At 66.5% G+C, this 25,786-nt stretch carries 23 protein-coding genes and 1 pseudogene; 15 read left to right on the top strand and 9 right to left on the bottom strand.

The genetic code is table 11. The annotated features are described in order from the left end of the window. Positions 1-9 precede the first annotated feature (9 nt). Together SFA35_RS03770 and cueR are read left to right on the top strand one after the other, a co-directional pair. Entirely contained in the window at positions 10-2,175 is a 2,166-nt protein-coding gene (locus SFA35_RS03770; protein WP_320575346.1) for a heavy metal translocating P-type ATPase, read from the top strand. Continuing rightward, complete coding sequence (gene cueR, locus SFA35_RS03765; RefSeq protein ID WP_320575344.1) at positions 2,172-2,573, top strand: Cu(I)-responsive transcriptional regulator; 402 nt, start codon at positions 2,172-2,174, stop codon at positions 2,571-2,573. Before SFA35_RS03770 ends, cueR begins: the two co-directional genes overlap by 4 nt. Positions 2,574-2,577: 4 nt before the next feature. On the opposite strand, the gene SFA35_RS03760 is transcribed toward cueR, so the two are convergent. The 4 genes from SFA35_RS03760 to SFA35_RS03745 all read right to left on the bottom strand — a co-directional run bounded on the left by SFA35_RS03760 (position 2,578) and on the right by SFA35_RS03745 (position 9,005). After that, entirely contained in the window at positions 2,578-3,474 is an 897-nt protein-coding gene (locus SFA35_RS03760; protein ID WP_320575342.1) for a PA4780 family RIO1-like protein kinase, read from the bottom strand. 143 nt (positions 3,475-3,617) lie between these two features. Then, positions 3,618-5,774 (bottom strand): autotransporter outer membrane beta-barrel domain-containing protein, encoded by a 2,157-nt coding sequence (locus tag SFA35_RS03755; RefSeq protein WP_320575340.1) that lies wholly within the window; start codon positions 5,772-5,774, stop codon positions 3,618-3,620. A 164-nt stretch (positions 5,775-5,938) separates the two neighbouring features. Next, on the bottom strand, positions 5,939-7,996 hold the full coding sequence (locus SFA35_RS03750) for an autotransporter outer membrane beta-barrel domain-containing protein (protein ID WP_320575338.1): 2,058 nt from the start codon (positions 7,994-7,996) through the stop codon (positions 5,939-5,941). Positions 7,997-8,192: 196 nt separating this feature from the next. Next, positions 8,193-9,005: a helix-turn-helix transcriptional regulator gene (locus SFA35_RS03745; RefSeq protein WP_320575336.1), complete on the bottom strand. Its 813-nt coding sequence runs from the start codon at positions 9,003-9,005 to the stop codon at positions 8,193-8,195. Positions 9,006-9,093: 88 nt separating this feature from the next. Here SFA35_RS03745 and SFA35_RS03740 point away from each other — a divergent pair, with 88 nt between their 5' ends. The 12 genes and pseudogenes from SFA35_RS03740 to SFA35_RS03685 all read left to right on the top strand — a co-directional run bounded on the left by SFA35_RS03740 (position 9,094) and on the right by SFA35_RS03685 (position 18,827). Then, the gene (locus SFA35_RS03740; RefSeq protein ID WP_320575334.1) at positions 9,094-10,122 is read left to right on the top strand and encodes a bile acid:sodium symporter family protein; all 1,029 of its coding nucleotides are present in this window, start codon (positions 9,094-9,096) and stop codon (positions 10,120-10,122) included. A 169-nt stretch (positions 10,123-10,291) separates the two neighbouring features. Further along, positions 10,292-11,644 carry a 3-oxoacyl-ACP reductase gene (locus tag SFA35_RS03735; RefSeq protein WP_320575332.1) on the top strand — a complete coding sequence of 451 codons (1,353 nt, stop codon included), beginning with the start codon at positions 10,292-10,294 and terminating at the stop codon, positions 11,642-11,644. A 3-nt stretch (positions 11,645-11,647) separates the two neighbouring features. Further along, a complete protein-coding gene (locus tag SFA35_RS03730; protein WP_320575330.1) occupies positions 11,648-12,508 on the top strand; it encodes a MaoC/PaaZ C-terminal domain-containing protein in 861 nt (286 codons plus the stop codon). Between the two features lie 67 nt (positions 12,509-12,575). Then, positions 12,576-13,412 (top strand): annotated as a pseudogene (locus SFA35_RS03725) (AraC family ligand binding domain-containing protein). Positions 13,413-13,466: 54 nt separating this feature from the next. Beyond that, positions 13,467-14,060, top strand: coding sequence for a LysE family translocator (locus SFA35_RS03720; RefSeq protein WP_320575328.1), 594 nt, complete (start codon positions 13,467-13,469; stop codon positions 14,058-14,060). Positions 14,061-14,129: 69 nt separating this feature from the next. After that, entirely contained in the window at positions 14,130-14,435 is a 306-nt protein-coding gene (locus SFA35_RS03715; protein ID WP_320575326.1) for a MazG-like family protein, read from the top strand. Then, positions 14,432-15,181 carry a methyltransferase domain-containing protein gene (locus SFA35_RS03710; RefSeq protein WP_320575324.1) on the top strand — a complete coding sequence of 250 codons (750 nt, stop codon included), beginning with the start codon at positions 14,432-14,434 and terminating at the stop codon, positions 15,179-15,181. Before SFA35_RS03715 ends, SFA35_RS03710 begins: the two co-directional genes overlap by 4 nt. Before the next feature lie 25 nt (positions 15,182-15,206). Then, the gene (locus SFA35_RS03705; protein WP_320575319.1) at positions 15,207-15,803 is read left to right on the top strand and encodes a DUF4136 domain-containing protein; all 597 of its coding nucleotides are present in this window, start codon (positions 15,207-15,209) and stop codon (positions 15,801-15,803) included. Between the two features lie 44 nt (positions 15,804-15,847). Next, entirely contained in the window at positions 15,848-16,414 is a 567-nt protein-coding gene (locus SFA35_RS03700) for a DUF4136 domain-containing protein (protein ID WP_320575317.1), read from the top strand. Positions 16,415-16,565: 151 nt separating this feature from the next. Further along, complete coding sequence (locus SFA35_RS03695) at positions 16,566-17,036, top strand: prepilin peptidase (protein WP_320575315.1); 471 nt, start codon at positions 16,566-16,568, stop codon at positions 17,034-17,036. 140 nt (positions 17,037-17,176) lie between these two features. Next, positions 17,177-17,470: a hypothetical protein gene (locus tag SFA35_RS03690; RefSeq protein WP_320575313.1), complete on the top strand. Its 294-nt coding sequence runs from the start codon at positions 17,177-17,179 to the stop codon at positions 17,468-17,470. Between the two features lie 10 nt (positions 17,471-17,480). Further along, positions 17,481-18,827 carry an MATE family efflux transporter gene (locus tag SFA35_RS03685; protein ID WP_320575311.1) on the top strand — a complete coding sequence of 449 codons (1,347 nt, stop codon included), beginning with the start codon at positions 17,481-17,483 and terminating at the stop codon, positions 18,825-18,827. Here the strand turns inward: SFA35_RS03685 and SFA35_RS03680 are convergent. From SFA35_RS03680 to SFA35_RS03660, 5 genes are all read right to left on the bottom strand, one after another. Then, the gene (locus SFA35_RS03680; protein ID WP_320575309.1) at positions 18,817-19,665 is read right to left on the bottom strand and encodes an alpha/beta hydrolase; all 849 of its coding nucleotides are present in this window, start codon (positions 19,663-19,665) and stop codon (positions 18,817-18,819) included. The genes SFA35_RS03685 and SFA35_RS03680 overlap by 11 nt on opposite strands. Positions 19,666-19,669: 4 nt before the next feature. Further along, complete coding sequence (speA, locus tag SFA35_RS03675) at positions 19,670-21,580, bottom strand: arginine decarboxylase (RefSeq protein ID WP_320575307.1); 1,911 nt, start codon at positions 21,578-21,580, stop codon at positions 19,670-19,672. Positions 21,581-21,735: 155 nt separating this feature from the next. Further along, entirely contained in the window at positions 21,736-22,107 is a 372-nt protein-coding gene (locus SFA35_RS03670) for a translation initiation factor Sui1 (RefSeq protein ID WP_320575305.1), read from the bottom strand. An 81-nt stretch (positions 22,108-22,188) separates the two neighbouring features. Further along, a complete protein-coding gene (locus SFA35_RS03665) occupies positions 22,189-22,719 on the bottom strand; it encodes an NUDIX hydrolase (RefSeq protein WP_320575303.1) in 531 nt (176 codons plus the stop codon). Beyond that, the gene (locus SFA35_RS03660) at positions 22,719-23,816 is read right to left on the bottom strand and encodes a DUF2333 family protein (RefSeq protein WP_320575301.1); all 1,098 of its coding nucleotides are present in this window, start codon (positions 23,814-23,816) and stop codon (positions 22,719-22,721) included. Before SFA35_RS03660 ends, SFA35_RS03665 begins: the two co-directional genes overlap by 1 nt. A 239-nt stretch (positions 23,817-24,055) precedes the next feature. On the opposite strand from SFA35_RS03660, the gene SFA35_RS03655 reads away from it, so the two are divergent. Next, positions 24,056-25,669, top strand: coding sequence for a PleD family two-component system response regulator (locus SFA35_RS03655; protein ID WP_320575299.1), 1,614 nt, complete (start codon positions 24,056-24,058; stop codon positions 25,667-25,669). The last annotated feature ends 117 nt before the right edge of the window (positions 25,670-25,786 follow it).

Genomic DNA, 25,786 nt, shown 5'->3' with positions numbered 1-25,786 from the left:
ACTGCTCCGATGTCTGACCTGCCCACCCTGGAACTGTCCGTCAGCGGCATGACCTGCGCCAACTGCGCGGGTCGGGTCGAACGCGCCTTGAAGAAACTCCCCGCCGTCGAACAGGCGTCGGTGAATCTGGCCAGCCACCGCGCCCAGGTCACGCTGCGCAGCGCCGCGCCGGCGGCGTTGCTGATTGCCGCCATAGAGCGCGCCGGGTACCAGGCGAGCCTCGGCCAGAACCCTGACGATCAGTGCCGTGCAGCCGGCCACGAGCGCTTGGCCGTGGTCCTTGCGCTGCTGTTGGCACTGCCGCTGCTGGCACCGATGCTGCTGCAGCCCATGGGCGTACACTGGATGCTGCCGGCCTGGCTGCAATGCCTGCTGGCAGGCGCGGTGCAGTTCGGCATCGGCGCGCGCTTCTACCGTGCCGCCTGGCGCGCGCTGCGCACCCTGGATGGCAACATGGACCTGCTGGTAGTGCTCGGCACCAGCGCCGGCTACGGCCTGAGCGTCTATCTCTGGCTGAGCAGCCCCGCCGCCCCGATGCACCTGTACTTCGAGTCGTCGTCCACGGTGATCGCCCTGGTGCTGCTCGGCAAGTGGCTCGAAGGCCGCGCCCGGCGGCAGGCCGGCCAGGCCTTGCGCGCGCTGGAAAACCTGCAGAGCGACACCGCGCTGCGTCAGGTCGGCGAGCGGCTGGAAACCGTCGCGGTGCAGGCGCTGCGCCCGGACGACGTGCTGCTGGTCAAGCCAGGGGCGCGCTTTGCCTGCGATGGCATCGTGCTGGAGGGGCGCAGCCATGCCGACGAGGCGCTGATCAGCGGCGAGCCGCTGCCGGTGGCCAAGCAACCCGGCGACCGGGTCACGGGCGGGGCCATCAACGGCGAAGGGCAACTGCGGGTGCGCGTCACCGCGCTGGGGCCGCAGAGCACGCTGGCGCGGATCATTCGCCTGGTGGAGAGCGCCCAGGGCGCGAAGGCGCCGATCCAATTGCTGGTGGACCGGGTCAGCCGAGTCTTCGTGCCGCTGGTGCTCGTCATCGCCCTGCTGACACTGCTGGGCTGGCTGCTCGGCGGGGCGCCAGTGCAGACGGCGATCATCCACGCAGTGGCGGTGCTGGTCATCGCCTGCCCTTGCGCACTCGGCCTGGCCACGCCCGCAGCGGTACTGGCGGGAACCGGAGCGGCGGCCCGGCATGGCATCCTGATCAAGGACAGCACCACGCTGCAGCGCGCCGAAGCGGTGGACTGCGTGGTGTTCGACAAGACCGGCACGCTGACGCTCGGCCGGCCGCGGCTGCTGCACCAGGCGGCCAGCAACGGCGACGAGCAAACCTTGCTGCGCCTGGCGGCGGCCTTGCAACAGGGCAGCGAACACCCCCTGGCGCTGGCCCTGCTCGAGCGCTGCGGTGACCTCCCCGCGCTGCACGACAGCCGCGCGCTGGCCGGGCGCGGCATTGCCGGGACCGTCGAGGGCCAGCCGTTGCAGCTGGGCAACCGGCGCCTGCTGGAGGACCTGCACCTGAGCGCCGATGCCATCTCCCTGGCTTGGGAAGCCGAGGGTTGCACCGTGTCATGGCTGGTGGCCATGCAGCCGCAGGCCCACGTGCTGGGGGTGCTGGCTTTCGCCGACGAGGCGCGCCCGCAGGCCCGAGCGGCAGTGGCGCTACTGCAGGCGGACGGGGTCGTATGCCACCTGCTCACCGGCGACAACCTGGGCAGTGCACGGCAGATCGCGACAGCCGTGGCCATCCACCAGGTACATGCCCAGGTGCTGCCCGCCGGCAAGGCGCAGGTCATCGAAACGCTGCGCCGTACGCAGGTGGTGGCCATGGTCGGCGACGGCATCAACGACGCGCCGGCGCTGGCCGCCGCCGACCTCGGCCTGGCCATGGCCAGTGGCACCGACGTGGCCATGCAGGCAGCGGGGATCACCCTGATGCGCAGCGACCCGCGCCTGGTCGCGGCGGCACTGGACATCTGCCGCCGCACTCAGGCGAAAATCCGCCAGAATCTGTTCTGGGCATTCATCTACAATCTGCTCGGCATTCCACTGGCCGCCGCCGGCTGGCTCAGCCCGGTACTGGCCGGCACAGCCATGGCCTTGTCGAGCGTCAGCGTGGTGCTCAATGCACTGTGGCTGACTCGCTGGCGGCCAGGTTTCAGTTCGAGGGGTCAACCATGAATATCGGCCAGGCCGCCCGCCAGAGCGGGCTCAGCGCCAAAATGATTCGCTATTACGAGTCGATCGGGCTGCTCAGCGCGGCCCATCGCAGCGACAGCGGCTACCGCCTGTACCGGGCCGACGACCTGCACACCCTGGGGTTCATCAAGCGCGCCCGCGACCTGGGCTTCTCGCTGGAGGAAGTGGGCCGCCTGCTGACCCTGTGGCAGGACCGCAGCCGTGCCAGCGCCGACGTCAAGGCCTTGGCCAGGGCCCACGTCGAGGACCTCGACCGACGCATCGATGAACTGACCGCGCTGCGCGATTCATTGCAGCAGCTGGTCAGCCACTGCCAGGGCGACGAGCGGCCGGACTGCCCGATTCTGGCGAACCTGGCGTCCGGCAATTGCTGCCAGTGAGCCGCTATTGCAACCAGGGCGGGGGCGGCGGTTCATCGGATTTGCCTGCCGGCGTCTCGTCGGCCTCGCGCGCCGCACGTCGGCGCGCGTCGTCCAGCCGCGCCGCTTCGATCTCGCGCATCACGCCGCCGACATCGGCCTCGACCTCTTCCTCGGCAAACTCGCCGGTGAGCACACTGGCCGGGTGCAGATTGCCCGCTTCGTACAACGCCCACATTTCCTTGGCGTAGCGAGTCTGCTTCAACTCCGGGGCAAATTGCCCGAAATAGCTGGCCATGTTGCCTACATCCCGCTCCAGCATGCTGAAGGCGTGGTTGTTGCCCGCTGCGTCGACAGCCTGTGGCAGGTCGATGATCACCGGGCCGTCAGGCGACAGCAGCACGTTGAACTCGGAAAGGTCACCATGCACCAGGCCGGTGCAGAGCATCAGCACGATCTGGCGAATCAGGAAGGCGTGATACTCCCGCGCCTGGTCGGCTTCCAACGAGACGTCGTTGAGCCGCGGCGCGGCGTCGCCGTATTCGTCGCAGACCATCTCCATCAACAGCACGCCCTCGAGAAAATCGAAGGGCTTTGGCACGCGCACACCGGCACCGGCCAGGCGGAACAAGGCAGCCACCTCGGCGTTCTGCCAAGCCTCCTCGGCTTCCTTGCGGCCAAACTTGGAGCCCTTGGCCATGGCCCGGGCCTGCCGGCTGTTGCGAACCTTGCGGCCTTCCTGATATTCGGCCGCCTGGCGGAAACTTCGTTTGTTGGCCTCCTTGTAGACCTTGGCGCAGCGCAGCTCGTTGCCGCAACGCACCACATAGACAGCTGCCTCTTTGCCACTCATGAGTGGTCGCAGCACCTCGTCCACCAGACCGTCCTCGATCAGCGGTTCAATGCGTTTTGGAGTCTTCATCAGCTTTTATTCTGGGTCCTTCGTGGCCAGACACGCGAGTTCAGGTGGCATCCTCTCACAGCGAGAGGCGCTTGCCGACCATTGACGATAGACAGATGCAAACAGCCCGCCAATAAAGGCGGGCTGCTGGCGTCAGGCAATGGTCAAAAAGCGTAGCGCAGCCCCGCACTCACGCCATAGGGCTGGTCGACCCGATGGCCGGTGGCGTAATCGAATTCGGCGTTCATCTGCCAGGCCTCGCTCAGCTGCGCGGTGAAGCCCGTCCCCAGCTCGATGCTGTTGCCCTTGAGACTGTTATCGAAGGTCTGGCCGTTGATACGTGCCTGGTTGCCATCGGCGAACTCACGCGCTGCGGCCAGCTTCAGGTACGGCTGCAAGGTACCGCCGCCGGCCATGGCCAGGGTGCGGCCGAACTGGCTGCCCAGGCGGCCGCTGAGCGAGCGCGCCGCGTTGCTGTCGGCGGTCAGGCCATTGTCCAGCCGGTAGCCCTGGCCCTGCACCGACAGCGCTGTCAACTGGGCGTACGGCTTGAGGTACCAGCCCTCGCCCAGGGTCAGGCGCTTGCCCAATTCCAGCGAGCCGCCGAGGCCGAAGTCGTTGTATTTGCCACGGGCCTTGACCCCATCGCTCATCAGCACGTCGGCGCGGTTGCTGAACCGGTTGGCCTTGACCAGCGCATCGACGTACAGGCCGGTGGCCTCGGTCCAGCCGGCGTAGGCACCGACGAACACGCTGTCGATGCTGCCACGGGTGCCGCGGGAGAAGTCCAGGTCGGCCTTGCTGCTGCCGGCCAGCAGGCCGACGGTCAGCTCCTGGCTCAACGCCAGGTCCGAGCCCAGGGTGAAGCCGCTCTGGCGCATGTCATAGGTGCGCAGATCGGTGTGGCCGACTTCGTACTTGGCGCCCTGCGCGCGCAACCACAAACCGGTGGCGGCCGGGGTACGCCGCAGTTCGTCGAAGCGGCTGCGCAGGCCGGTCAGCTCGCCACTCCAGACCACCGGCGCGGCGTTGTACAGACCCAACACCGACTGCGAGGACGCCGACAAGGCGCGGCGGCCTTGGCGGTCGACCTTCTGCACCAGCGCCCAGTCATCGCCCTCGCGTTGCAGCACATAAGCGAAGGCACCGGCGTCGACCTGACCGCCGACCACGTCGAAATGGCCAGTGCCGCCGCCGGTCTGCACCACTGTCAGGCCGCTCGCGCCCGCCTCGGGCTCACGACCGGTGTTGGCGATCTTCAGACGGAAATCGCCATTGGCCGTGCCGTTGACCTTGAGCAGGTCGCCCTGCAGTGCCGCCAGGTCGACGCCCATGTTGAACTGGCCGCTGCCGCTCAGGCTGTCCAGCGTCAGCTGACGGAAATCACCGGCCGAACCGCCGAGGTCGACGGTGCTGCGCTCCAGCGCCAGGCTGCCGACCTCGGCGTCCTGGGTCAGGGTCCAGCTGGCCTGGTCGACGAGGCTCAGCGCAGTCAGGCCGCGCAGCTGCCCGGTCAGATGGCTATTGGCGATGGTCATGTCCACCTGCGCACCGCGCTCCACGTCGACCAGCACGCCATTGCTGGCCTTGAGCGTGGAGCCGTTGCTGACCACGATACTGGCCTCGGTCGGCAGGCCGACATTACCGGCCTTGACCACGATGGCGCTGCCGTCACGGCCTTCGACCGAACTGCCGCCGTCGATGACCAGGTGGTTACCTTGCGACTCGGTGAAAAGATAAGCCGATTGCAGAAGGATGCCAGTCGCCCCGCTGACTTCGCTGCCCCGTCCCAGATGCAATTGGCCGTCGGCCATGGTGATGCCGTAGCCGAAATCGTCTTCACTCCAGAAGATGCTGTCGAATGCATGGAGGCTGGCTGACTCCAGCTCGGCAGCTGTCTTGCCGGCGACGATGATGCTGTTGTCGACCACCGCGCTGGAAGCGTCGCCAGCCACCAGCGTCGAGCTGGCGAGGCGCAACCCGACCGTGTCGGAAGCCAGCCAGGAGTCGCGAATGTCTGCCTGGCTGTTGAGCAGGCTCAGGGCCTCGTTGCGACCCTGCGCCTCGACCTCGGCGCCATCCAGGGTGACCCTGGAATTGCTGACGCCGTGGATCTGATGACTGGTCGCTCCTGGCATCAGGGTCAGCTCGGCCTGCGAGCGCAGGAACCAGGCTTGAGTGGGATCGCCCGGCTGGACGATGGCCGATTCCCCAGGCTCCAGGGTTGCCGCCAGCGCCGGCGCGCACAGGCTGCCGCACAGGGCGACGGCCAAGGCCAGGCGCGAAGGCAGGAAGGTTTTGTGATGATGTGGATGGCTCATGTGGTGCTCCATGCAGAGAGTTGGGACTCGCGAACTCACGCTAAGGGAGCGGCCCGACGGGCTGAATGGGAGGAGCCTGACCCGGCGGGTGGGAAGGCGGCCGTGACCTTGTAGGAAATAAAACGGCCCGCCGAAAAGGCGGGCCGCAGAAGCTGGCTGGGCAATCAGAACGCGTAACGCAACCCCGCACTCACGCCATAGGGCTGGTCGACCCGATGGCCGGTGGCGTAATCGAACTCGGCGTTCATCTGCCAGGCCTCGCTCAGCTGCGCGGTGAAGCCCGTCCCCAGTTCGATGCTGTTGCCCTTGAGGCTGTTATCGAAGGTCTGGCCATTGATCCGTGCCTGGTTGCCATCGGCGAACTCACGCGCTGCGGCCAGCTTCAGGTACGGCTGCAAGGTACCGCCGCCAGCCATGGCCAGGGTGCGGCCGAACTGGCTGCCCAGGCGGCCGTTGAGCGAGCGCGCCGCGTTGCTGTCGGCGGTCAGGCCATTGTCCAGCCGGTAGCCCTGGCCCTGCACCGACAGCGCTGTCAGCTGGGCGTACGGCTTGAGGTACCAGCCCTCGCCCAGGGTCAGGCGCTTGCCCAATTCCAGCGAGCCGCCGAGGCCGAAGTCGTTGTATTTGCCACGGGCCTTGACCCCGTCGCTCATCAGCACGTCGGCGCGGTTGCTGAACCGGTTGGCCTTGACCAGCGCATCGACGTACAGGCCGCTGGCCTCGGTCCAGCCGGCGTAGGCACCGACGAACACGCTGTCGATGCTGCCACGGGTGCCGCGGGAGAAGTCCAGGTCGGCCTTGCTGCTGCCGGCCAGCAGGCCGACGGTCAGCTCCTGGCTCAACGCCAGGTCCGAGCCCAGGGTGAAGCCGCTCTGGCGCATGTCATAGGTGCGCAGATCGGTGTGGCCGACTTCGTACTTGGCGCCTTGCGCGCGCAACCACAAACCGGTGGCGGCCGGGGTACGCCGCAGTTCGTCGAAGCGGCTGCGCAGGCCGGTCAGCTCGCCGCTCCAGACCACCGGCGCGGCGTTGTACAGACCCAACACCGACTGCGAGGACGCCGACAAGGCGCGGCGGCCCTGGCGGTCGACCTTCTGCACCAGCGCCCAGTCATCGCCCTCGCGTTGCAGCACATAAGCGAAGGCACCGGCGTCGACCTGACCGCCGACCACGTCGAAATGGCCAGTGCCGCCGCCGGTCTGCACCACTGTCAGCCCGCTCGCGCCCGCCTCGGGCTCACGACCGGTGTTGGCGATCTTCAGACGGAAATCGCCGTTGGCCGTGCCGTTGACCTTGAGCAGGTCGCCCTGCAGTGCCGCCAGGTCGACGCCCATGTTGAACTGGCCATTGCCTTCCAGGCGGTCCAGGGTCAGTTGGCGAAAGTCGCCATCGCCGCCACCCAGATTCACCGTACCGCGGTCCATCGTCAGCGCGCCGACCGCGGCATCGCGGGTCATGGTCCAACTGGCGTTGTCACTCAGGGCGAGGCGGTTGAGATTGATCAGCTCCCCGGTCAGATGACTGGCAGAAACCTCGAGCCCGACATCGGCTCCGGCTTCGACGTCCACCAGCACGCCATTGCTGGCGGTCAGGGTCGAGCCATTGCGCAGAATGATGTTGGCCTCGGTGGGCTCGCCGAGATTATCGGCCTTGACCACGATTGCGCTGCCACTGCGGCCCTCGACGTGGGCGCTGTTGAGCACCAGGTGGTTACCGATGCTGTCACCGAAGAACCAGGCCGCTTTCATCTCCACGCCGGTATCGCCGCTCACACGCGTGCCGTCGGCCAGGGTCAGGCGCCCATCGGCCATTTCGACGCCGACTGCCCCTCCCTCGATCCTGGAGCCGTACGCGAGCACTTGACTGGAATCCATGGACATTCCTGCCCGGCCACCCTGCACGGTGCTATTGACCAATATGGCACTAGCCATATCGTCGCCATCGCTCCAGTTGCGGGATACCGACAGGCCAAGAGTGTCGCTGACGATACGCGAGTCGGTGACAAGTGCCGTGCTGTTGACCAGGCTGAGCGCCGCGCGCGGGCTTTGCGATTGCACATCCGCGCTCTTGACGATCACCCGGGAACCGCCCATGGCGAAAATATCGTGGCTGCTGGCGCCTGTTTCGAGGGTCAGTTGCGCATCTGACATAAGAAACCAGTCCTGCGCCGGCTCACCCGCCCACACGCTGGCCACCTCGCCCGGCAGCAGCGTCTTTGCCATTGCCGGCGCCACCATGCACCCTGCCAGGCCGACAGCCAGCGCGAGCCGGCAGCGATTCAGCCCATTGATTCTTTTACTTTTGTAATCAGTCATTTATTGCCCCATGCAATGAATTGGCGTAAAGCCAGTTCACGCTACGGATGCACACGACTGGGTTGAATAAGACAGCGCCTCCAGCGCGTCCTACAAAGATCGATCAACCTTGTAGGACATGACCCTCACGCCTGAAAAGATCCCCCGGCGTTGCGCCGAACAGTGTCTTGAACGCGGCGATGAAGGCCGACGTCGAGTCATAGCCGCAGCCGAGCGCCGTGGCCGTGACGCTCTGGCCATGCTCCAGGGCGCCCAGCGCCGACAGCAGGCGCATGCGCTGGCGCCAACTGCGAAAGCTCAAGCCAGTCTCGCGCTGGAACAGGCGCATCAGGGTCTTCTCCGAGGTGGCCAGGCGTAAAGCCCAGTCGGCGAGGGTCGCGGCAGAGTCGGGGCGCTCGACAAGTTCGCCGCACAGTGCCAGCAGACGCGGATGGCGCGGCAAGGGCAGGGAGAATGCTACCTCCGGCAGCTGCCCCAGTTGATCCAGCAGCACCTGCACCAGGCGCGCTTCGGCGCAGTCGCCTTGCGGGTACTCCACTGGCAGCTGGCAAAAACTCTTGATCAGCTCACGCGCCAGCGGCGTCACCTCCAGCACCCGGCAGCGCGGCGGGGCCCATTGCACGGCCTCGCAATGCACATAAAGGCTGCGCATTTCCGCGCGGGTCGAAGTCACCACTTCGTGCTCGACCCCTGCCGGTATCCACACGCCCCACTGCGGCGGTGCGAAGAAACTGCCTTCGGCGGTGTGTACGCCGAGCACCCCGCTGATGGCATAGGAAAACTGTACCCAGGCATGTTGATGCGGTGGCGTCCAACTGCCGGCGCTGAGGCTTTCGGCGCGGGCGTAGAGCGCGCGCGGCAGGCTCGACAGCTCGGGGATCTGCCGCTGCAGCTGATGTTGTCCGTTAGTCGGCATATGTTGGCCTTGTATCGCGAGACGGCAGGAGACGGTCTACGTTAGGCTGTGGCCTCAATCATGACAAATCTTTTCGCGGGTGCTTCTCATGCACGCTTTAAAACACCTCAAGCGCGTGGTCACCGACTGGTTCCTCTGCGGCATGCTGCTGGCTACGCTGCTGGCGTATTTCCTGCCCAGCTACGGCGCCAGCGGTGGGCCGATGCACGCCGAGGTCGTGATCAACGTCGGCGTGTTCCTGGTGTTCTTCCTGCACGGGGTCAACCTGTCCAGCGAGCAGATCAGCCACGGCCTGAAGAATTGGCGCCTGCATCTGATGGTGCAGGGCTTCACCTTCGTGGTGTTCCCGCTGATCTGGCTGGTGTGCGACAAGCTGCTGGGCTCTCACGTGCCGGCGCTGCTGATGCTCGGCTTCTTCTACCTCTGCGCGCTGCCCTCGACCATTTCCTCCTCGGTGGCCCTGACTGGCAGCGCCGGCGGCAATGTACCAGCGGCGATCCTCAATGCCAGCCTGTCCAGCGTGGTCGGCATCTTCATCACCCCCTGGCTGGTCAGCCTGGTGGTCGGCTCCGGCGCCGGCGGCATCGACCTGGGCTCCACGCTGCTCGACCTCTGCGCCATGCTCCTGCTGCCGCTGGTGCTTGGCCAGCTGGTACGTCCGCTGCTGGGCAAGTTCTTCGGCCGGCACAAGCGTTACACCAACATCATGGACAAGCTGGTAATCCTGCTGCTGGTGTATTCGGCGTTCTGCAACTCCATGGTCTCGGGCATGTGGCAGAAACAGGGGTTGTCGGTGATCGTCACCGCCTTCGTCGGTACCGCCATCCTGCTCGCGCTGATCCTCACCCTGACCACCCGCACCGCCCGTGCCCTGCACTTCAATCATGCCGACAAGGTGGCTGCGGTGTTCTGCGCCAGCAAGAAGTCCCTGGCGGCCGGGGCGCCGATGGCGGCGCTGATCTTCGGGGCGAACCCCGGGCTGGGGCTGATTCTGCTGCCGATCATGATCTACCATCCGCTGCAGCTCGTGGTGTGCTCGGTGATGGCTGAAAGCTATGCCCATGACCAGCGCAGCGCCGTCAACGCCCCGCCTGCGGCAGCCGTCAGCGCTCGATGATCGCCGTCAAGCCCTGACCGCCGGCGCTCCTGCTCGATACGGGGGGATGAACCAGGTCTGCGCCACCGATTCGCGGCGCTGGCCAGTGCAAACCCCGGGCAAAGCCCGGCGAACGACTGCTTGCCGGGTGTGGTCCATTGTGGGAGCCCAATCAAGTGGAGTGCGTTGCATGTCCGATCCCTATATCGACTTCGCCAATTCCGGGATCGGCCGGCGCCTTGCCGGGGCAGTCGGGCTGCCGACTCCGGCGCGCCTGGAACGCTGGCGGGCAGGCCGACAACGGGTCATTGAAGGGGCCCTGCTGCTGGGCGGCGGGGCGCTGAGCGGGCGCATCGCCGAATTCGCCGGGCGCCTGAGCGACCAACCCTTGAGCCTGGCCAACGCCGGCACCAGCCTGCCGACCTGGCAGGGCCAGGCGCCGACGCCACTCAAGGCGCTGGTCTTCGATGCCAGCGAAATCGTTGAGATGGCGGCGCTGGGCCAGCTGCGCGACTTTTTCGCTCCCGTACTCAAGCACCTGCAAGCCAGCGCCCATATTGTGATCCTCGGCCGCCCGGTGCGCGCCGACCAGGCGCCGGCGGTTCAGGTAGCGCAGCGCGCCCTGGAAGGCTTCAGTCGCTCGCTGGCCAAGGAGTTGCGCAACGGCGGCACCCTGCAGCTGGTGTATGTGGAGCCAGGGGCCGAGCACCAGCTTGAGGGACTCCTGCGTTTTCTGCTGTCGCCCAAAAGTGTCTACGTCAGCGGCCAGGTCCTGCACCTGGGGCCCTGCACCCAGCAGGTCAGTGACTGGGCCCGACCGCTGGCCGGGCGCAAGGCGCTGGTCACCGGAGCCGCCCGCGGCATCGGCGCGGCCATCGCCGAAACCCTGGCCCGTGACGGCGCCGAGGTGTACCTGCTGGACGTGCCGGCGGCGCAGACCGAGCTGGCCGCCCTCGCCGCCCGCCTCAACGGCCACACCCTCGACCTGGACATCTGCGCGGCGGATGCCGGCGCCGGGCTGATCGCGGCGCTGCCAGGCGGCATCGACATCGTCGTGCACAACGCCGGCATCACCCGCGACCAAAGCCTGGTGAACATGAGCCAGGAACAGTGGGACAGCGTGCTGGCGGTCAACTTGCAGGCACCGGCGCGGCTGACCGAAAGCCTGTTCGACAGCGGTACCCTGCATGACCATGGCCGAGTCATCCTGCTGTCGTCCACCAGCGCCATCGCCGGCAACCGCGGGCAGAGCAACTACGCCGCCAGCAAGGCTGGGCTGATCGGCCTGGCGCAGGCCTGGGCCCCGCGAATGGCCGAGCGCGGCGCCAGCATCAACGCCGTGGCGCCCGGTTTTATCGAGACGCAGATGACGGCACAGATGCCCTTCGCCCTGCGCGAAGCCGGCCGTCGCCTGAGCTCCCTGGGCCAGGGTGGCCTGCCCCAGGATGTCGCTGAAACCGTAGCCTGGCTGGCCCAGCCCGGCAGCGGCGCGATCAATGGCCAGGTGCTGCGCGTCTGCGGCCAAAGCCTGCTGGGGGCCTGAACCATGTCACGGCAATGGCAGACCCTCGAACACCCCGCCCCCCTGACCGGCCTGTATGCCCGTGCCGCGCTCAAGCGCAAGGTCAGCGGCGAGCAATTACCCGAGCGCGCCCTGCGCTGCTGGCTGCGCCCGGACCCGGAAAAACTCGCCGCCTATCGCCAGGCCTGCGGCTTTGGCGAGGGCAGCCTGCTGCCGGCAACCTATCCCCATGTGCTGGCGTTTGCGATGCAGATGCAATTGCTCACCGCCAAGGACTTCCCGTTCCCGCTGCTGGGGCTGGTGCACCTGCGCAACGTGATCCGTATCCAGCGCCCGCTGGGCGGCATCAGCGGGGTGCAGGTCAGCGTGCACGTCGCTCATCTCGCGCCCCATGAAAAGGGCACCACCTTCGACCTCGTCACCGAGGTGCAGGACCCGCTGGGGCCACTGTGGGAAGAGACCAGCACCCTGCTTTGCCGCGACGTGCACATCGCCGGGCAACCGGCGCTGGCCAACCCACCGGTCACGGGCGAGTTGCCACTGACCGAGGTGGCCCGCTGGACCGCTGAGGCCGATACCGGTCGGCGTTATGCGCGGGTCTCCGGGGACTACAACCCGATCCACCTGAGCGCCACCAGTGCGCGGATGTTCGGCTTTCCCTGTGCCATCGCCCACGGCATGTGGACAGCGGCGCGCGCGCTGGCGGCGCTGCGCGAGTCGCTGCCGGTGGCCAACGTGGAGATCGCCGTGCAGTTCGACAAGCCGGTGCGTCTGCCCTGCGAACTGCTGCTCAATGCCAGCGCCGCTGGCGCCAGCGGGCGCTTTGCGGTCGAGGGCGACGGCGGCTTGACGCATCTGGTCGGGCAATGGCGGCCATTGCATTGACGGCTGCACAAATCGTCTAGACGCCGGCTTGGCACGTGGTTCACCCTTGTGGCCTGGGAGGAACGCGATGAAAGCAGGCAACTGGATCGATCTGGCACAGGATCACGACACCGGCATCGAGACCCTGCGCGCGCATTTCGAAGGCCACGCCTAAGACCCGCACTTTCATGACAGCTACCTGGTCGGCTTCACCGAGCAGGGTGTGCAGCAGTTCAACTGCCGGCGCACCCGGCACGACAGCACGCCGGGCCAGATCTTTCTACTCGAACCCGGCGAGCTGCACGACGGCCAGGCGCCCAGCGCCGACGGTTTCACCTACCGCATGCTGTACCTGGACCCGGCCTGGCTGCAGCGCGAACTGAGCGAGTGGTTCGAGCAGGCGCCGGCCAATGCCCAGTTGAGTTTCGCCCAGACCCTGATCGATGACCCGCGCCTGATGCAGGCCATCGCTGCGGCCTTCACTGCGCTGCGCGGCAGCGAGCTGCGCATCGTCCGCCAGACCGCGCTGGACCACCTGCTCGAACAGCTGACCCGGCAACTGCACTGGCGCCTGCGCGCCGAGGCCGACCCACGCTTGCCCCAGGTGGCCTTGCGGGCACGGGACTATCTGCACGCGCATGTCCATGAAGACCTGGGCCTGAATGAGTTGGCCAATGCCTGCGGGGTCGATCGGTTCCGCCTGACCCGGGCCTTTCGCGCGGCGTTCGGCCTGCCGCCCCATGCCTATCTGATCCAGCTGCGCCTGGCCCGCGCGCGCCGCCTGCTGGCCGGCGGCGCGCAGCCCGCCGAGGTCGCCAGCGACCTGGGCTTTGCCGATCAGAGCCACCTGGGCCGCTGGTTCATGCGCGCCTACGGCCTGACGCCCGCCGCCTACCGCAAGCGCTGCACAAACCTTCCAGACTAGCGCCGGGCCCTGCGCCACCCTGAGTCCTCTTCAAGTCTGACGCTCGGTGCTGCCATGCTGCCCTTCATACTGTTCGCTTTCGTCGCCTCCATCACCCCTGGCCCGACCAACCTGCTGGTGCTGAGCAACAGCGCGCGCTACGGCCTGGCGGCAGCGCTGCCGATCGTGCTGGGCGCCTGCGCCGGGGCCGCCGGGCTGGTGCTGGTGGTTGGTACGGGCCTGGGCCAGTTGCTGCTGCAATGGCCGCAGGTGCAGGTGGCCATGGCCTGGGCCGGGGTGCTCTGGCTCAGCTGGCTGGCCTGGGGGCTGTATCGCGCGCCGGCCCTGGATGCCACCGCCAGCCAAGGCGCGCCGCGCCTGGGGTTGCTCGGCGCCGCCGGCCTGCAGCTGGTCAATCCGAAGACCTGGATGATGGCGCTGGCGGTGCTTGGCGTGTTCAGCAACGGCGCTGCCCACCCGGCGCAGCGGATCGCCCTGCTCGCCGGGCTGTTCTTCGCCGTATCGGTGCCCTGCCTGATCTGCTGGGCGCTGCTGGGCGCCGGTTCAGCGCGGGTGCTGCGCTCGCCCAGGGCCTTGCGCCACTTCAACCGGGCCATGGCCCTGCTGTTGCTCGCCGCCGCCTGGTCCAGTGTGCTGCTGCAAAACTGAACGGCGCACGCCATTCACTTGCATTGGCCACACGGCACCGCGAAGCTATGGGCTCGAGGAGCGAGCCCCATGAATATAGAAGCATTGACCCAACGCCTGCACCGCATTCGCGACAGCAACGACTGGCGCGGCTTTCACAGCCCGAAGAATCTGGCCATGGCCGCCAGCGTGGAGATGGCCGAGCTGGTGGAAATTTTCCAATGGCTCAGCGAAGACCAGTCGCGCCAGCTGCCGCCCGAGCACCTGGCCCATGCCGGCCAGGAAATCGGCGACGTGGTGTTGTACCTGCTGCTGCTGTGCAGCGAGCTGGGCCTGAACATGGATGAAGTGGTGCGGGCGAAACTGGCCGACAGCGAACGGCGTTTCGCCAAATGAAGGATCGCCATTTCGACGAGCTGGCCACGCGCTTTGCGGCGAAAATCTATGGCGGCAACAAGGGCGCCATCCGTCTCGCGGTGCTCCAGGCCGACCTGCGCGAGTGTCTGCCACAGCGGCCACTGCGCGTGCTGGACATCGGTGCCGGGCTGGGCCACATGGCCTTGTGGCTGGCCCAGCAAGGCCATCAGGTAACCCTGGCCGAGCCGGCCCAGCCGATGCTCGACGGCGCCCGCGAGCGCTTCGCCAGTGCCGGGCTGAGTGCCACGTTCATCCATGCCAGCTGGCAGGAGCTGCCGGCGCAATCGCACCAACCCTACGACCTGGTGCTGTGCCATGCCGTGCTCGAGTGGCTGGCCGAGCCGTTCGCCATCTTCCCCGTGCTGCGCCAGCTGACAGCGCCTGGCGGCTGGCTGTCATTGGCGTTCTACAACCGTGACGCGCTGGTCTATCGCAACCTGCTCAAGGGGCATCTGCGCAAGCTGCGCACCAATGACCTGGCCGGCGAGAAGCAGAGCCTCACCCCGCAGACGCCACTTGACCCGCGCGAGCTGGCGGCGCAACTCGACGGCCACTGGCAAGTCGAAAGCCAGAGCGGGGTGCGGGTGTTCCACGACTACATGCCGGCCGAATTCCAGGCCCGCTGCGACGTCGCGGACCTGATCGAAATGGAGCTTGCCCACCGCCGCCACCCGGCGTTCGCCGGCCTGGGGCGTTATTTGCACTGGATCTGCCGACCTGTCTGAGCGGCCTGCCGCCGTGGAGTCCAACATGTACTGCCGTTTCGCTTCACTTGTTCTGCTGACCCTGGGCCTGGCCGCCTGCCAGAGCCCCAATCCCTATGTCGCCAGCTCCAATCCGCTGCCGCCGGCCCCGGCACAGGCCGCGCAAACCTTCGATGCCAGCGCCTACCCGCCGGCGCCACGGGACTTCGCCCACTACCGCAATTGGGCCTGGTTCAACGACCGCCTGCCCATCGGCACGCCGCTGGCCGACCCGGCACAGGTTGCCGACTCGGTCAGCCAGGGCCTTGACCAGCGTGGCCTGCGCCCCGCGCGCAATGGCCAGCCGGCCGATCTGCGGGTCGCCGCCGACGTGCGCATGGAGCAGCGCGTGCGCCAGGTGCAGGACGACGGCTACTACGGCGGCCCCGGCTATGGCCCGTACGGCAACTATTATCGGCCGCCGGTGGTGCGCACCTATGTGGTCAATGTCATGGTGATCGACATCCACCTGTTCGACGGCGTCAGCGGCCAGCCAGTATGGCGGGCCGCCGCCGAAACCAGCAGCGACGGCAGCGAGAGCCAGCGCGCCGATGCCCTGCGCCAGGCCGTGGCCAAAGCCCTGAGTGCCTACCCTCCCGCCTGAGGCGGGCGGTCCCGTTGTGAAGCTGCCTAGCAAGGAGAACTGCCATGACCCTGCCCGCTCGAATCGCCCTGACGCTGTCCCTGAGCCTGCTGCTCGGGGCCTGCCAGGCCTACCGACCGGTGGCCGACTATGACGCCAGCCGCGACTTCGCCGGCTATCGTACCTGGGCCTTCAAGGACCCGGTGCTGCAATACCGGCCCGATGACCCGCGCATCCGCAGCGACCTGACCGAGCAGCGCATCCGCCAGGCGGTCAGCGAGCAGCTCGACCAGCGCGGCCTGCGTCCCGCCCCGGCGGGCAGCAAGGCCGACCTCGATGTGCAGACGTGGTGGATCGTAGACAACCGCCAGCAGCAGATCGTCAGCCAGCCCCCGCTGTGGGGTGGCTACTGGGGCGGCGGCTGGGGCGCGCCGATCTATACCGAGACGCGCACCATCGACTACAAAGTGGCCACGGTGCAGATCGACCTGCTCGACGGCCGCGACGGCAAGCTGGTGTGGCGGGCCAGTGCCGAGCACATCGACAACAGCGGCGATGCCGGCCCGCAGCAGCGCAGCGACACCATCCGCAAATCCGTGGCCGAGGTGCTTTCCAGCTACCCGCCGCACTGACGGATTGCCGTTGGGCATGAAAAGCTGCCCGCTGCGGCAGCATTTTGTCGCCAGCGGAACACCCTTGGCCAGATCGCGTCTACCCTGACAGAAGCGAGCAGGCAGCGAGTGATCGCTTCGACACGTCGGCAGACACAAGGGACGTCTAACGATGCAAAACCTGATATTGGTCATCTGGTTCACCCTCTGCGCCGAGCAGGACATCCGCCAGCGGCGCATCACCAACAGCCTGACCCTGGGCGGCGCGGCGCTGGCCTTGCTGGTGCTGTTCAGTACCGGCCACACCTGGCTGGGCGCCAGCGTCAGCGAGGGCGGCTACGCGCTGGCCCTGTCGATGCTGCTGACCTTCCCCGGCTACCTGTCCGGCCGCCTGGACGCCAGCGACGTCAAGCTGCTGGCCGGGCTGGCCCTGGCCAGCGACCGCATGCACCTGCTGGGTACCTTCGTCGGCGCCATCCTCACCCTGGTCATATGGGCCTTGATCGGCCCGCGCATCTGGGCTCGGCTCAAGCCGCGCACGCGCCGCCTGCTGCACCCATTGGAGCCGGCCACTAGCATCAATCCGCCCTTCTCGCCGTTCCTGCTGGCAGGTTTTGTCCTGTCGTTGTTCTGGCTTCAGTAGGCCGTTAGCCCCTACTATTCAGTCGTGCCGCCGTTGGTCGGGTCCAGCAGGGAACTCCCGACCGCGGGCAATGGCCCAAGACTCGAATTCGGCGCTGCTCTGATCACCAGAGACTGCCTTCAGACCGACAGGAAACACGCATGCAAGTAGATGGCTTTTTCGAGTGGCTCGGCCAGGCGCTGGGCGCGGTCATTCGCTTTGTGGTCGACAGCCTGGGCTGGCTGTTCAACTTGCTCGGCCACGCCGGAGGCAACTTCGTCGAGGGCCTGTCACGCACCTTGGGCATGGACACCTCGCTGATCAGCATCATCGGCCTGGTAGTGGGCCTGGTATTTCTCTATTCGGCGGTGCGCGCGTTCATGCGCGCGGCCATCATCAGCGGCATCATCTGGGCCTTGCTGGGCCTGTGGCTGCTGAGCTGGATCATTCGCTAAGGCCTTCTCGATGTCGCAACTGCTGGCCGACTGGCGCCACCGTGCCACTCACCGCAAGGTCTGGGCGCTGGCTGCGCCCATGATTCTCTCGAATATTTCCGTACCGCTGGTGGCATTGGTCGACAGTGCGGTGATCGGCCACCTGCCCCACGCCCACCAGCTGGGCGCCGTAGCCGTAGGCGGCAGCCTCTATTCGCTGCTGGCCTGGGCCATGGGTTTCCTGCGCATGGGCGCCACCGGCTTCGCCGCCCTGGCCTCGGGGCGCAACGACGGCGCCGGACTGCGCCAGGTGCTGGCCCAGGGGCTGATGCTGGCGCTGCTGTTCTCGCTGCTGCTGGGACTGGTCGGGCTGCCCTTCAGCCACTTCGCCCTGAGCCTGATGCAACCCTCGGCGGACCTGGCGCAAACCACCCGCGACTTCTTCAACACCCGCCTGCTGGGGCTGCCGGCGGCCCTGGGCACTTTCGCTCTGATCGGCTGGTTTCTCGGTACCCAGAACGCCCGGGCGCCGCTGGCCATTCTGCTGGCCACCAACCTGCTGAACATCGTCCTCAACCTGTGGTTTGTGCTGGGGCTGGACTGGGGCGTGCTGGGCTCGGCGCGCGCTTCGGTGGTGGCCGAATGGGCCGGGGTGTTGCTGGGTCTGATGCTGACCCGCCCAGCACTGCGCCGCTACCCCGGCCAGGTCGCCTGGGCGGCCTTGCGCCGCTGGCACAACTGGCGGCCGTTGCTGGCAGTCAATCGCGACATCTTCATTCGCAGCCTGGCCTTGCAGGGTGTGTTTTTCCTGATCACTGTGCAAGGCGCGCGGCTCGGCGACGCCACGGTGGCGGCCAACGCCCTGCTGCTCAACGGCCTGATGCTCACTGCGCAGGCACTGGACGGCCTGGCCCATGCGGTGGAGGCACTGTGCGGCCACGCGATCGGCGCACGCGACCGTGATGGCCTGCGCCGATCGCTGGTGGTTGCCTGTGGCTGGTCGCTGCTGGCCAGCTTGGCCTTCGCCCTGCTGTTCCTGTTGGGCGGCCATCTGTTCATCGACCTGCAGACCGATATCGCCAGCGTGCGCGAGACGGCCTACGTCTACCTGCCGTACCTGGCGCTGCTGCCGCTGGTGGCCGTGTGGAGTTACCTGCTCGACGGCCTGTTCATCGGCGCCACCCGCGCCCGCGAGATGCGCAACGGCATGCTGGTCAGTGTGGCGATCATCCTGCCCGTGGCCTGGTTGAGCATGGGCTTGGGCAATCATGGGCTATGGGTGAGCTTTCTGCTGTTCATGGCGCTGCGCGCCGTGACCCTGGGGCTGATCGGCTGGCGCTTGCGACGACGCGATGCGTGGCTGGGCGCTACTGACTGACAAACCCCACCACCTCATCGCGCACCGGCGCCAGCCAGGCCAGTGGCCAAGCCATGGCGCCGACCAGGGTGGCGTGGTTGAGGTGATCGAAGTAGCGCACCCGCACCGGCACGCCGACTTCGCGCAGGCGCCGCGCCAGGCCGCCGGTGTTGCGCACCGGGTTGACGAAGCTGTCGCTGTTGGCCGCCAGCAGCAGGGCCGGCGGTGCCCCGGCTTGCACATGGTTGATCGGCTGCGAATCGACCGGTGAATCCGGATAGAAGAACACCGGGCGCACTTCCTTGTCTTCCACAGGCAGAAAATCATAAGGACCGGCCAGGCCAATCCAACCCTTGATGATGGCTGGGGAGAGGCCAACCGCCGCCAGCCGCGCCGGGTCCAGTGCCAGCATCGCTGCGTTGTAGGCGCCGGAGCTGTGGCCCATCAGGAACAACCGCTGCGGGTTGCCGCCATACTCGGCGACATGCCGGTAGACCCAGGCCACCGCCTGCGCGTTGTCATCGAGAAACGCCGGGTAGCGCACCTGCGGATACAGCCGGTAGTCGGCGACCGCTACCAGGATGCCGCGGCTGGCCAGTGCCTGGGCGACGAAGCGGTAGTCGCCGCGCTGGCCGCTGTTCCAGCTGCCGCCATAGAAAAACACCACCACCGGGTGCGCCGGCAGTGGTGTGGAAGGCTGGTACAGGTCCAGCTGCTGGCGCGGCCCCTGGCCATAATCGATGCCGGCTACCAAGTGGTAGCCGCGGTCGGGGGTCAACCAGTCGATCAGGCCCAGCCGTGAGCAGCCTGCCAGCATGACCATCAGCCCCAGGCCGATGACCCGCCGCAGCGCCCGCATCGGCTTACGACAGGTACGAGGAACGGGTCAGGCCCAGACGCAGCGCGTCCAGGTACTGGGTACGTTCACGGGTGCTGATCGAAGCGCTGGCGACCTTGTCACGATAGTGGGTCATCAGCTCTTCGGGCGACAGGTGCACGTAGCGCAGCATGTCCTCGATGGTGTCGTGGGTCTCGATGCCGGCGTGGTACACGCTGCCGTTGGGGTTCTGGTAGATGTTCACCGAGTCGGTGTCACCGAACAGGTTGTGCATGTCGCCGAGAATTTCCTGGTAGGCGCCCACCAGGAAGATCCCCAGCAGGTAGTCCTCACCTTCGTTCAGCGAATGCACCGGCAGGCTGGTCTCGATACTCTGCTCGTCGACGTACTGCTTGATCTTGCCGTCGGAGTCGCAGGTCAGGTCCTGCAGCACGGCGCGGCGCAGTGGCTCTTCGTCCAGGCGATGCAGCGGCAGGATCGGCAGCACCTGGCCGATGGCCCAGGTGTCGGGCAGGCTCTGGAACACCGAGAAGTTGCAGATGTATTTGTCGGCCAACTTGTCGTTGAGCTCATCGAGCACCATGCGGTGCGAGCGCTGGCGTGCCTTGAGCGAGTTGTGCAGGCGTCGGCACACGGCGAAGTAGCACTGCTCGGCCAAGGCCTTCTGGGCCAGGGTGATCTTGCCGTCGGCGTACTGGGTGGCCACGTCGCTCATGTAGTGCGTGGCACGCCAGTAGGTCTCGGTGACCATTTCGATGTCGGTGGGGCCCAGCAGGTCGGCCAGCCACTGCACGGTCTCGGGCAGGCTTTCCTTGTCGTCGATCTGCGGCACGTCGTCATTGTGGCGCTCGACGTCGGTGACCTGCACCACCAGCATGGCGTGGTGTGCGGTCAGCGAGCGGCCGCTCTCCGAGAAGATGTGCGGGTGCGGCAGCCCCTGAGCGTTGCAGAACTCCTTGAGCATGCCGACCACGACGCCGGCGTAGTCATCCATGTCGTAGTTGATCGAGCTGGCGTTGCGCGAGTGGGTGCCGTCATAGTCGACGCCCAGGCCGCCGCCGACATCGATGTGGTCCACCGGCAGGCCCAGCGCACGCAGCTCGCCGTAGTAACGGATGGCCTCTTTGAAGCCGTGCTGGTAGTCGGCCAGGTTGGCGATCTGCGAACCCATGTGAAAGTGCAGCAGGCGGATGCCCTGGTCCAGGCCGGCAGTGCGAAAGCGCTCGACCACCGAGATCAGCTGCGCGGCCGACAGGCCGAACTTGGACTTCTCGCCCCCGGTGTCGGCCCACTTGCTCGAAGCCAGCGACGACAGACGCACGCGCAGGCCGACCTGTGGCTTGACCTTGAGCTCGGCCGCCTCCTCGATCACCAGCGCCACTTCCGATTCTTTCTCGATGACGATGAAGACGTTGTGCCCCAGCTTCTGGCCGATCAGCGCCAGGCGAATGAATTCGCGGTCCTTGTAGCCGTTGCAGACTATAGTGCCGCCCTTCGGCGCCAGGGCCAGCACCGCCAGCAGCTCGGGCTTGGAACCGGCTTCCAGGCCGATGGAAACGTTCTGCGTGGCGATGATGTTCTCCACCACCGCTTCCTGCTGGTTGACCTTGATCGGGTACAGCGCGGTGTACTGGCTCTGGTACTCCAGGCGCTCGATGTTGGCGTCGAAGGCACCGGTCAGCTGGCGCACGCGGTCTTGCAGGATGTCGGGAAAGCGCACCAGCAACGGCAGCGACAGGCCACTCTTGCGCAGCTCGTCGACCTGTTCGTAAAGGTCGATCGGCGCGCTGCCCGGGCCGTTGGGACGCACTTCGACACGCCCGGCTTCATTGATCGCGAAATAGCCAGCGCCCCAATGGCGAATGCCATAAACACTGCGGCTGTCGGCCACGGTCCATTGGCTGCCATCGTCTTTGCGTGTGCGTCGTACGGACATCGAGGTCCCCTATGAAAATTCGGATAATGCGGGCCCTGCAGGCGATGCGCTGGCAGGGTCCGGGCAGTCTGGAAAATGAAGATGACGATTGATGTGTCTGTGCAGGTTCGACCCTGCCGGGCGCGCCAAGTTTAGAACGTCGGGGCGCTGCGGCCTCAGCCGCCGGACTTTTTCGCCTTGTAGCCGAGCTTGATCAACTCGGCCAGCAGCAACTCGACATGCTCGCCCTGGATCTCGATCACCCCGTCCTTCAAGGCGCCCCCCGTACCGCAGCGGCGCTTGAGGGTACTGGCCAGCTCCTTGAGCGCTTCGGCCGGCAAGGGCACCCCGGTGATGGTGGTCACCGTCTTGCCGCCACGGCCCTTGCTTTCTCGACGCACACGAGCGATTCCATCCCCTTCCGGGATCGCAGTGCTTTTGCAGGTGCAGGCGTCGATCGGCTGACGGCAGTCAGGGCAATGCCGGCCCGAGTCCGTGGAAAAGACCAGGCCGCCGAGCGCGGCGAAGGATGCGGCTTTCTTGGCCACCGGCGATCCTTTGTGGAGGATGAATAGGCCGCGCAGTTTAACGGCAAAAAACTGCGCTGTGTACCCCGCCCAGGGGCAGTTTCATGGGCTGAGCACGTGCTTGAGCGCCATCAGCGAATCAGGGCAGTAGGGCTCGCTCTGGCTGCGCCGCAAGGCTTCGGCGACGGGCATGAACCGCGCCTCCAGCACCTCTTCTGGCTGCAGGCACAGGGGGCCGTCCCACACCGCAGAAAACACCGCGCACCAGAGCCGGTTGCCAGGTTGGTCGAAGTAGAAACGCTCGTGGGCGACCAGCTCGACGCCTGCCACACCCAGCTCCTCTTCCAGCTCGCGCGCCGCCGACAGCTCGTAGCTCTCGTCGGCCTGGACCATGCCGCCCGCCGCCACGTCCCAGTAGCCGGGATACAGCGCCTTGCTCAGGGTGCGCCGGTGCACGCACAGCTCGCCGGCCGAGTTGAACAACAGAATGAAGGTGCCGCGCCCGATCAGGCCGCGCTCACGCAGTTCGCCACGTGGCAGCGCACCGAGCAGAGTGTCGTCTTCGTCGACCCAGGCGATGGATTCGGCGTCGGAGGCGGCGCGGTGCGCGGCCTCCTTTGGGTTGCCAGGCATCATCCCTGCGACAGCAGCTGACGCAGGTCGATGACGGCGGCGTTGGCGCGGGAAATATAGTTGGCCATGACCAGCGAATGGTTGGCCAGGATGCCGAAGCCGCTACCATTGAGGATCATCGGGCTCCAGACCGGCTCCTGCGAAGCTTCCAGCTCGCGGATGATCTGGCGCACGCTGACCGTGGCGTTCTTCTTGGCCAGCACGTCGGCGAAATCGACTTCCACCGCGCGCAGCAGGTGGGACAGCGCCCAGGCCTGACCCCGTGCTTCATAGAAGACGTTGTCGATCTGCATCCACGGGGTTTCCACCACTTCTTCGTCGACCTGCGGCGCCTGGCCTGGCACCACCGCTTCGGTCTTCAGCGAGGCGTTCAGCTTGACCCGGCCAACGCTGGCCGAGAGGCGCTGGGACAGCGAGCCCAGGCGCGTACCGACGTCGCCCAGCCAGTTGTTCAGGTTGTCGGCGCGGGCATAGAACAGGGCGTTGTTCTGCGCCGGGTCGGCCAGGCGGTTCTGGTAGCGGGTCAACGCGTTGATGCCGTCCTGGTACTGCGATTCGCTGGACGGCAGCACCCAGCTGCGGTTGTCGAAGTTGAACAGCGGTTCGGCCTTGGCCAGGTCGCCGTCTTCGGCCGACTGCGACTGCGAGCGGGCGAAGTCCTTGCGCAGCGCGCGGGTCATGTCGCGTACCTGGACCAGCACGCCATATTCCCAGCTGGGCATGTTGTCCATCCACAGGCCTGGCGGGAAACGGTCGTTGGAAATATAGCCACCGGGCTTGTCGAGCAGGGTGCCGGCAACGGTCTTCAGGGTTTGCACCGTGGTGTAGCCCACGACCATTTTCTTGCCGTCGCGCTCGGCCGACATCTGCGCGTCCTGCTGCACCGGAAACAGCGCGGGCTCCTCGCTCCAGTACCAGCCCAGGCCGCCGGTCACCAGCAGGTAGATGGCGATCAGCGACAGCAATCCGCGGCTCAGTACCAGCCCGCCCAGGTAACCACGCGAACGAGTGCTCGTGCCACTCGGGGCAGTCTCCACGTCAGGCTTGCGCCCTGTCGCGCCGTCGGTCTTGCCCGTGCGGTTCTTCCAGTCCAGCATGGCTATGTCCCTTGTCTATCTCAGAATTCAACGGTTGGACCGCAGCCCTCGCACATGGTGCGTTCAGGCAACGCACTATAGAACAAGCCGGCAGGCAATCCTATTTGACCAACCGGTCATCATGTTGCACGACCGTTGAGCGCAGTTTTCTGGCGCCAGACATTCGGTTATTCACGAAGAGGTGATAGCATGGGGCCACCACTGAAGCACCCCTTCAGTTTCTTTCTCAGTAGCCCACCATGACCGAGCCAGAAGACCCCAGCCGTCAGCGTCTCAAGCATCATTTCGCCCAGCGCGTGATCCACCAGGCCCGACAGATCCTGGAGATCTGGCAGCGCCTGCACCGCAGCGAATGGTCAGCCGTGGACCTGGCCGAGTTCGGCGAAGCCAACCTGCGCCTGCAGCGCTTCGCCGAACGCTTCGAACAGCCGGAACATGTACTGCTGGCCCGCAGCATCGGCGAGACGCTGCAAAAAGTGCAGGACAACCACAACCGCCTGACCAGCGAATCGATCAACGAGCTCAACCGCCTGATGCATCGCCTGTCACGCACCGGCCTGCGCCATGGCGACGAGCTCGACCAGACCCTGCTGCCGCCCTTGCGCAAGCCGATCTACATCGCCTTGCAGGACTTCGACCGGGCCGAGCGGCTGAGCACCCAGCTGGAGTTCTTCGGGCTCAGCGCCCAGGCCATGGAATCGGCCAGCGCCTTTCAGGCCTCCATGGCCGAACGTCATCCTGCGGCCATCGTCATGGACGTGGATTTTGCCGGCAGCGGGGTCGGTCTGCGGCTGGCCGAGCAGGCCCAGGAAGGCCTGGAGCACAAGCTGCCGCTGCTGTTCTTCAGCCTCCACGAAACCGACACGCCAACCCGCCTGGCCGCCGTGCGCGCCGGCGGCCAGGAGTTTCTCAGCGGCACCCTGGAGGCTTCCAGCCTGCTGGAAAAGATCGAGATCCTCACCTGTGTCGCCCATTACGAGCCGTTCCGCGTGCTGGTCATCGACGATTCGCGGGCCCAGGCGATGCACACCGAGCGCCTGCTCAACAGCGCCGGGATCGTCACCCGCAGTCTCACCGACCCGATCCAGGCCATGGCCGAACTGGCGGATTTCCAGCCCGACCTGATCATCCTCGACATGTACATGCCCGGCTGCACCGGCACGGAACTGGCCAAGGTCATCCGCCACAATGATCGCTATGTCAGCGTGCCGATCATCTACCTTTCCGCCGAAGACGACCTGGACAAGCAGCTGGACGCCATGAGCGAGGGCGGTGACGACTTCCTCACCAAGCCGATCCGCTCGCGCCACCTGATCACCACCGTGCGCAACCGCGCCGCGCGGGCGCGCAACCTCAAGTCGCGGATGGTCCGCGACAGCCTCACCGGGCTGTACAACCACACGCATATCCTGCAACTGCTGGAGGATTGCAGTTTCCGCGCGCGCCGCGAAGACAAGCCGCTATGCTTCGCCATGCTCGACATCGACCACTTCAAGCAGGTCAACGACGGCCATGGCCACCCCATGGGCGACCGGGTGATCAAGAGCCTGTCGCTGTTCCTCAAGCAGCGCCTGCGCAAGACCGATTTCATTGGCCGCTATGGTGGCGAAGAATTCGCCATCGTCATGCCGGACACCGACCTGGAGGCCGCCAGGCTGGTACTGGACGAGATTCGCGAGCGCTTCGCCGAGATCAACTACCCGGCACAACCCCAGGATTTCACCTGCACCTTCAGTGCCGGCGTGGCGCAGCTCAACACCGTCTTCGATGGCCTGAACATGGCCTCGCGGGCCGACGCCGCCTTGTATCTGGCCAAGGGCGCGGGGCGCAACCGGATTCAGCTGGCGGATTGAGCGCAAGGATGCGCGAGCAGGCAACGCCCTCGGGCTGTCCTTGCCGCGCCACCGAAATGAAAGGTAACGCCCACCCCCCTGCGCCCTCGGGACCCGCTGGGCTATGATGCGAGGCTT

The sequence above is a fragment of the Pseudomonas sp. HR96 genome, assembly GCF_034059295.1.
In the GTDB taxonomy this organism is placed as follows: domain Bacteria; phylum Pseudomonadota; class Gammaproteobacteria; order Pseudomonadales; family Pseudomonadaceae; genus Aquipseudomonas.
The sequence above is the reverse complement of the archived record's forward strand: the minus strand, read 5'-3'. Positions and strand labels throughout refer to the sequence as shown.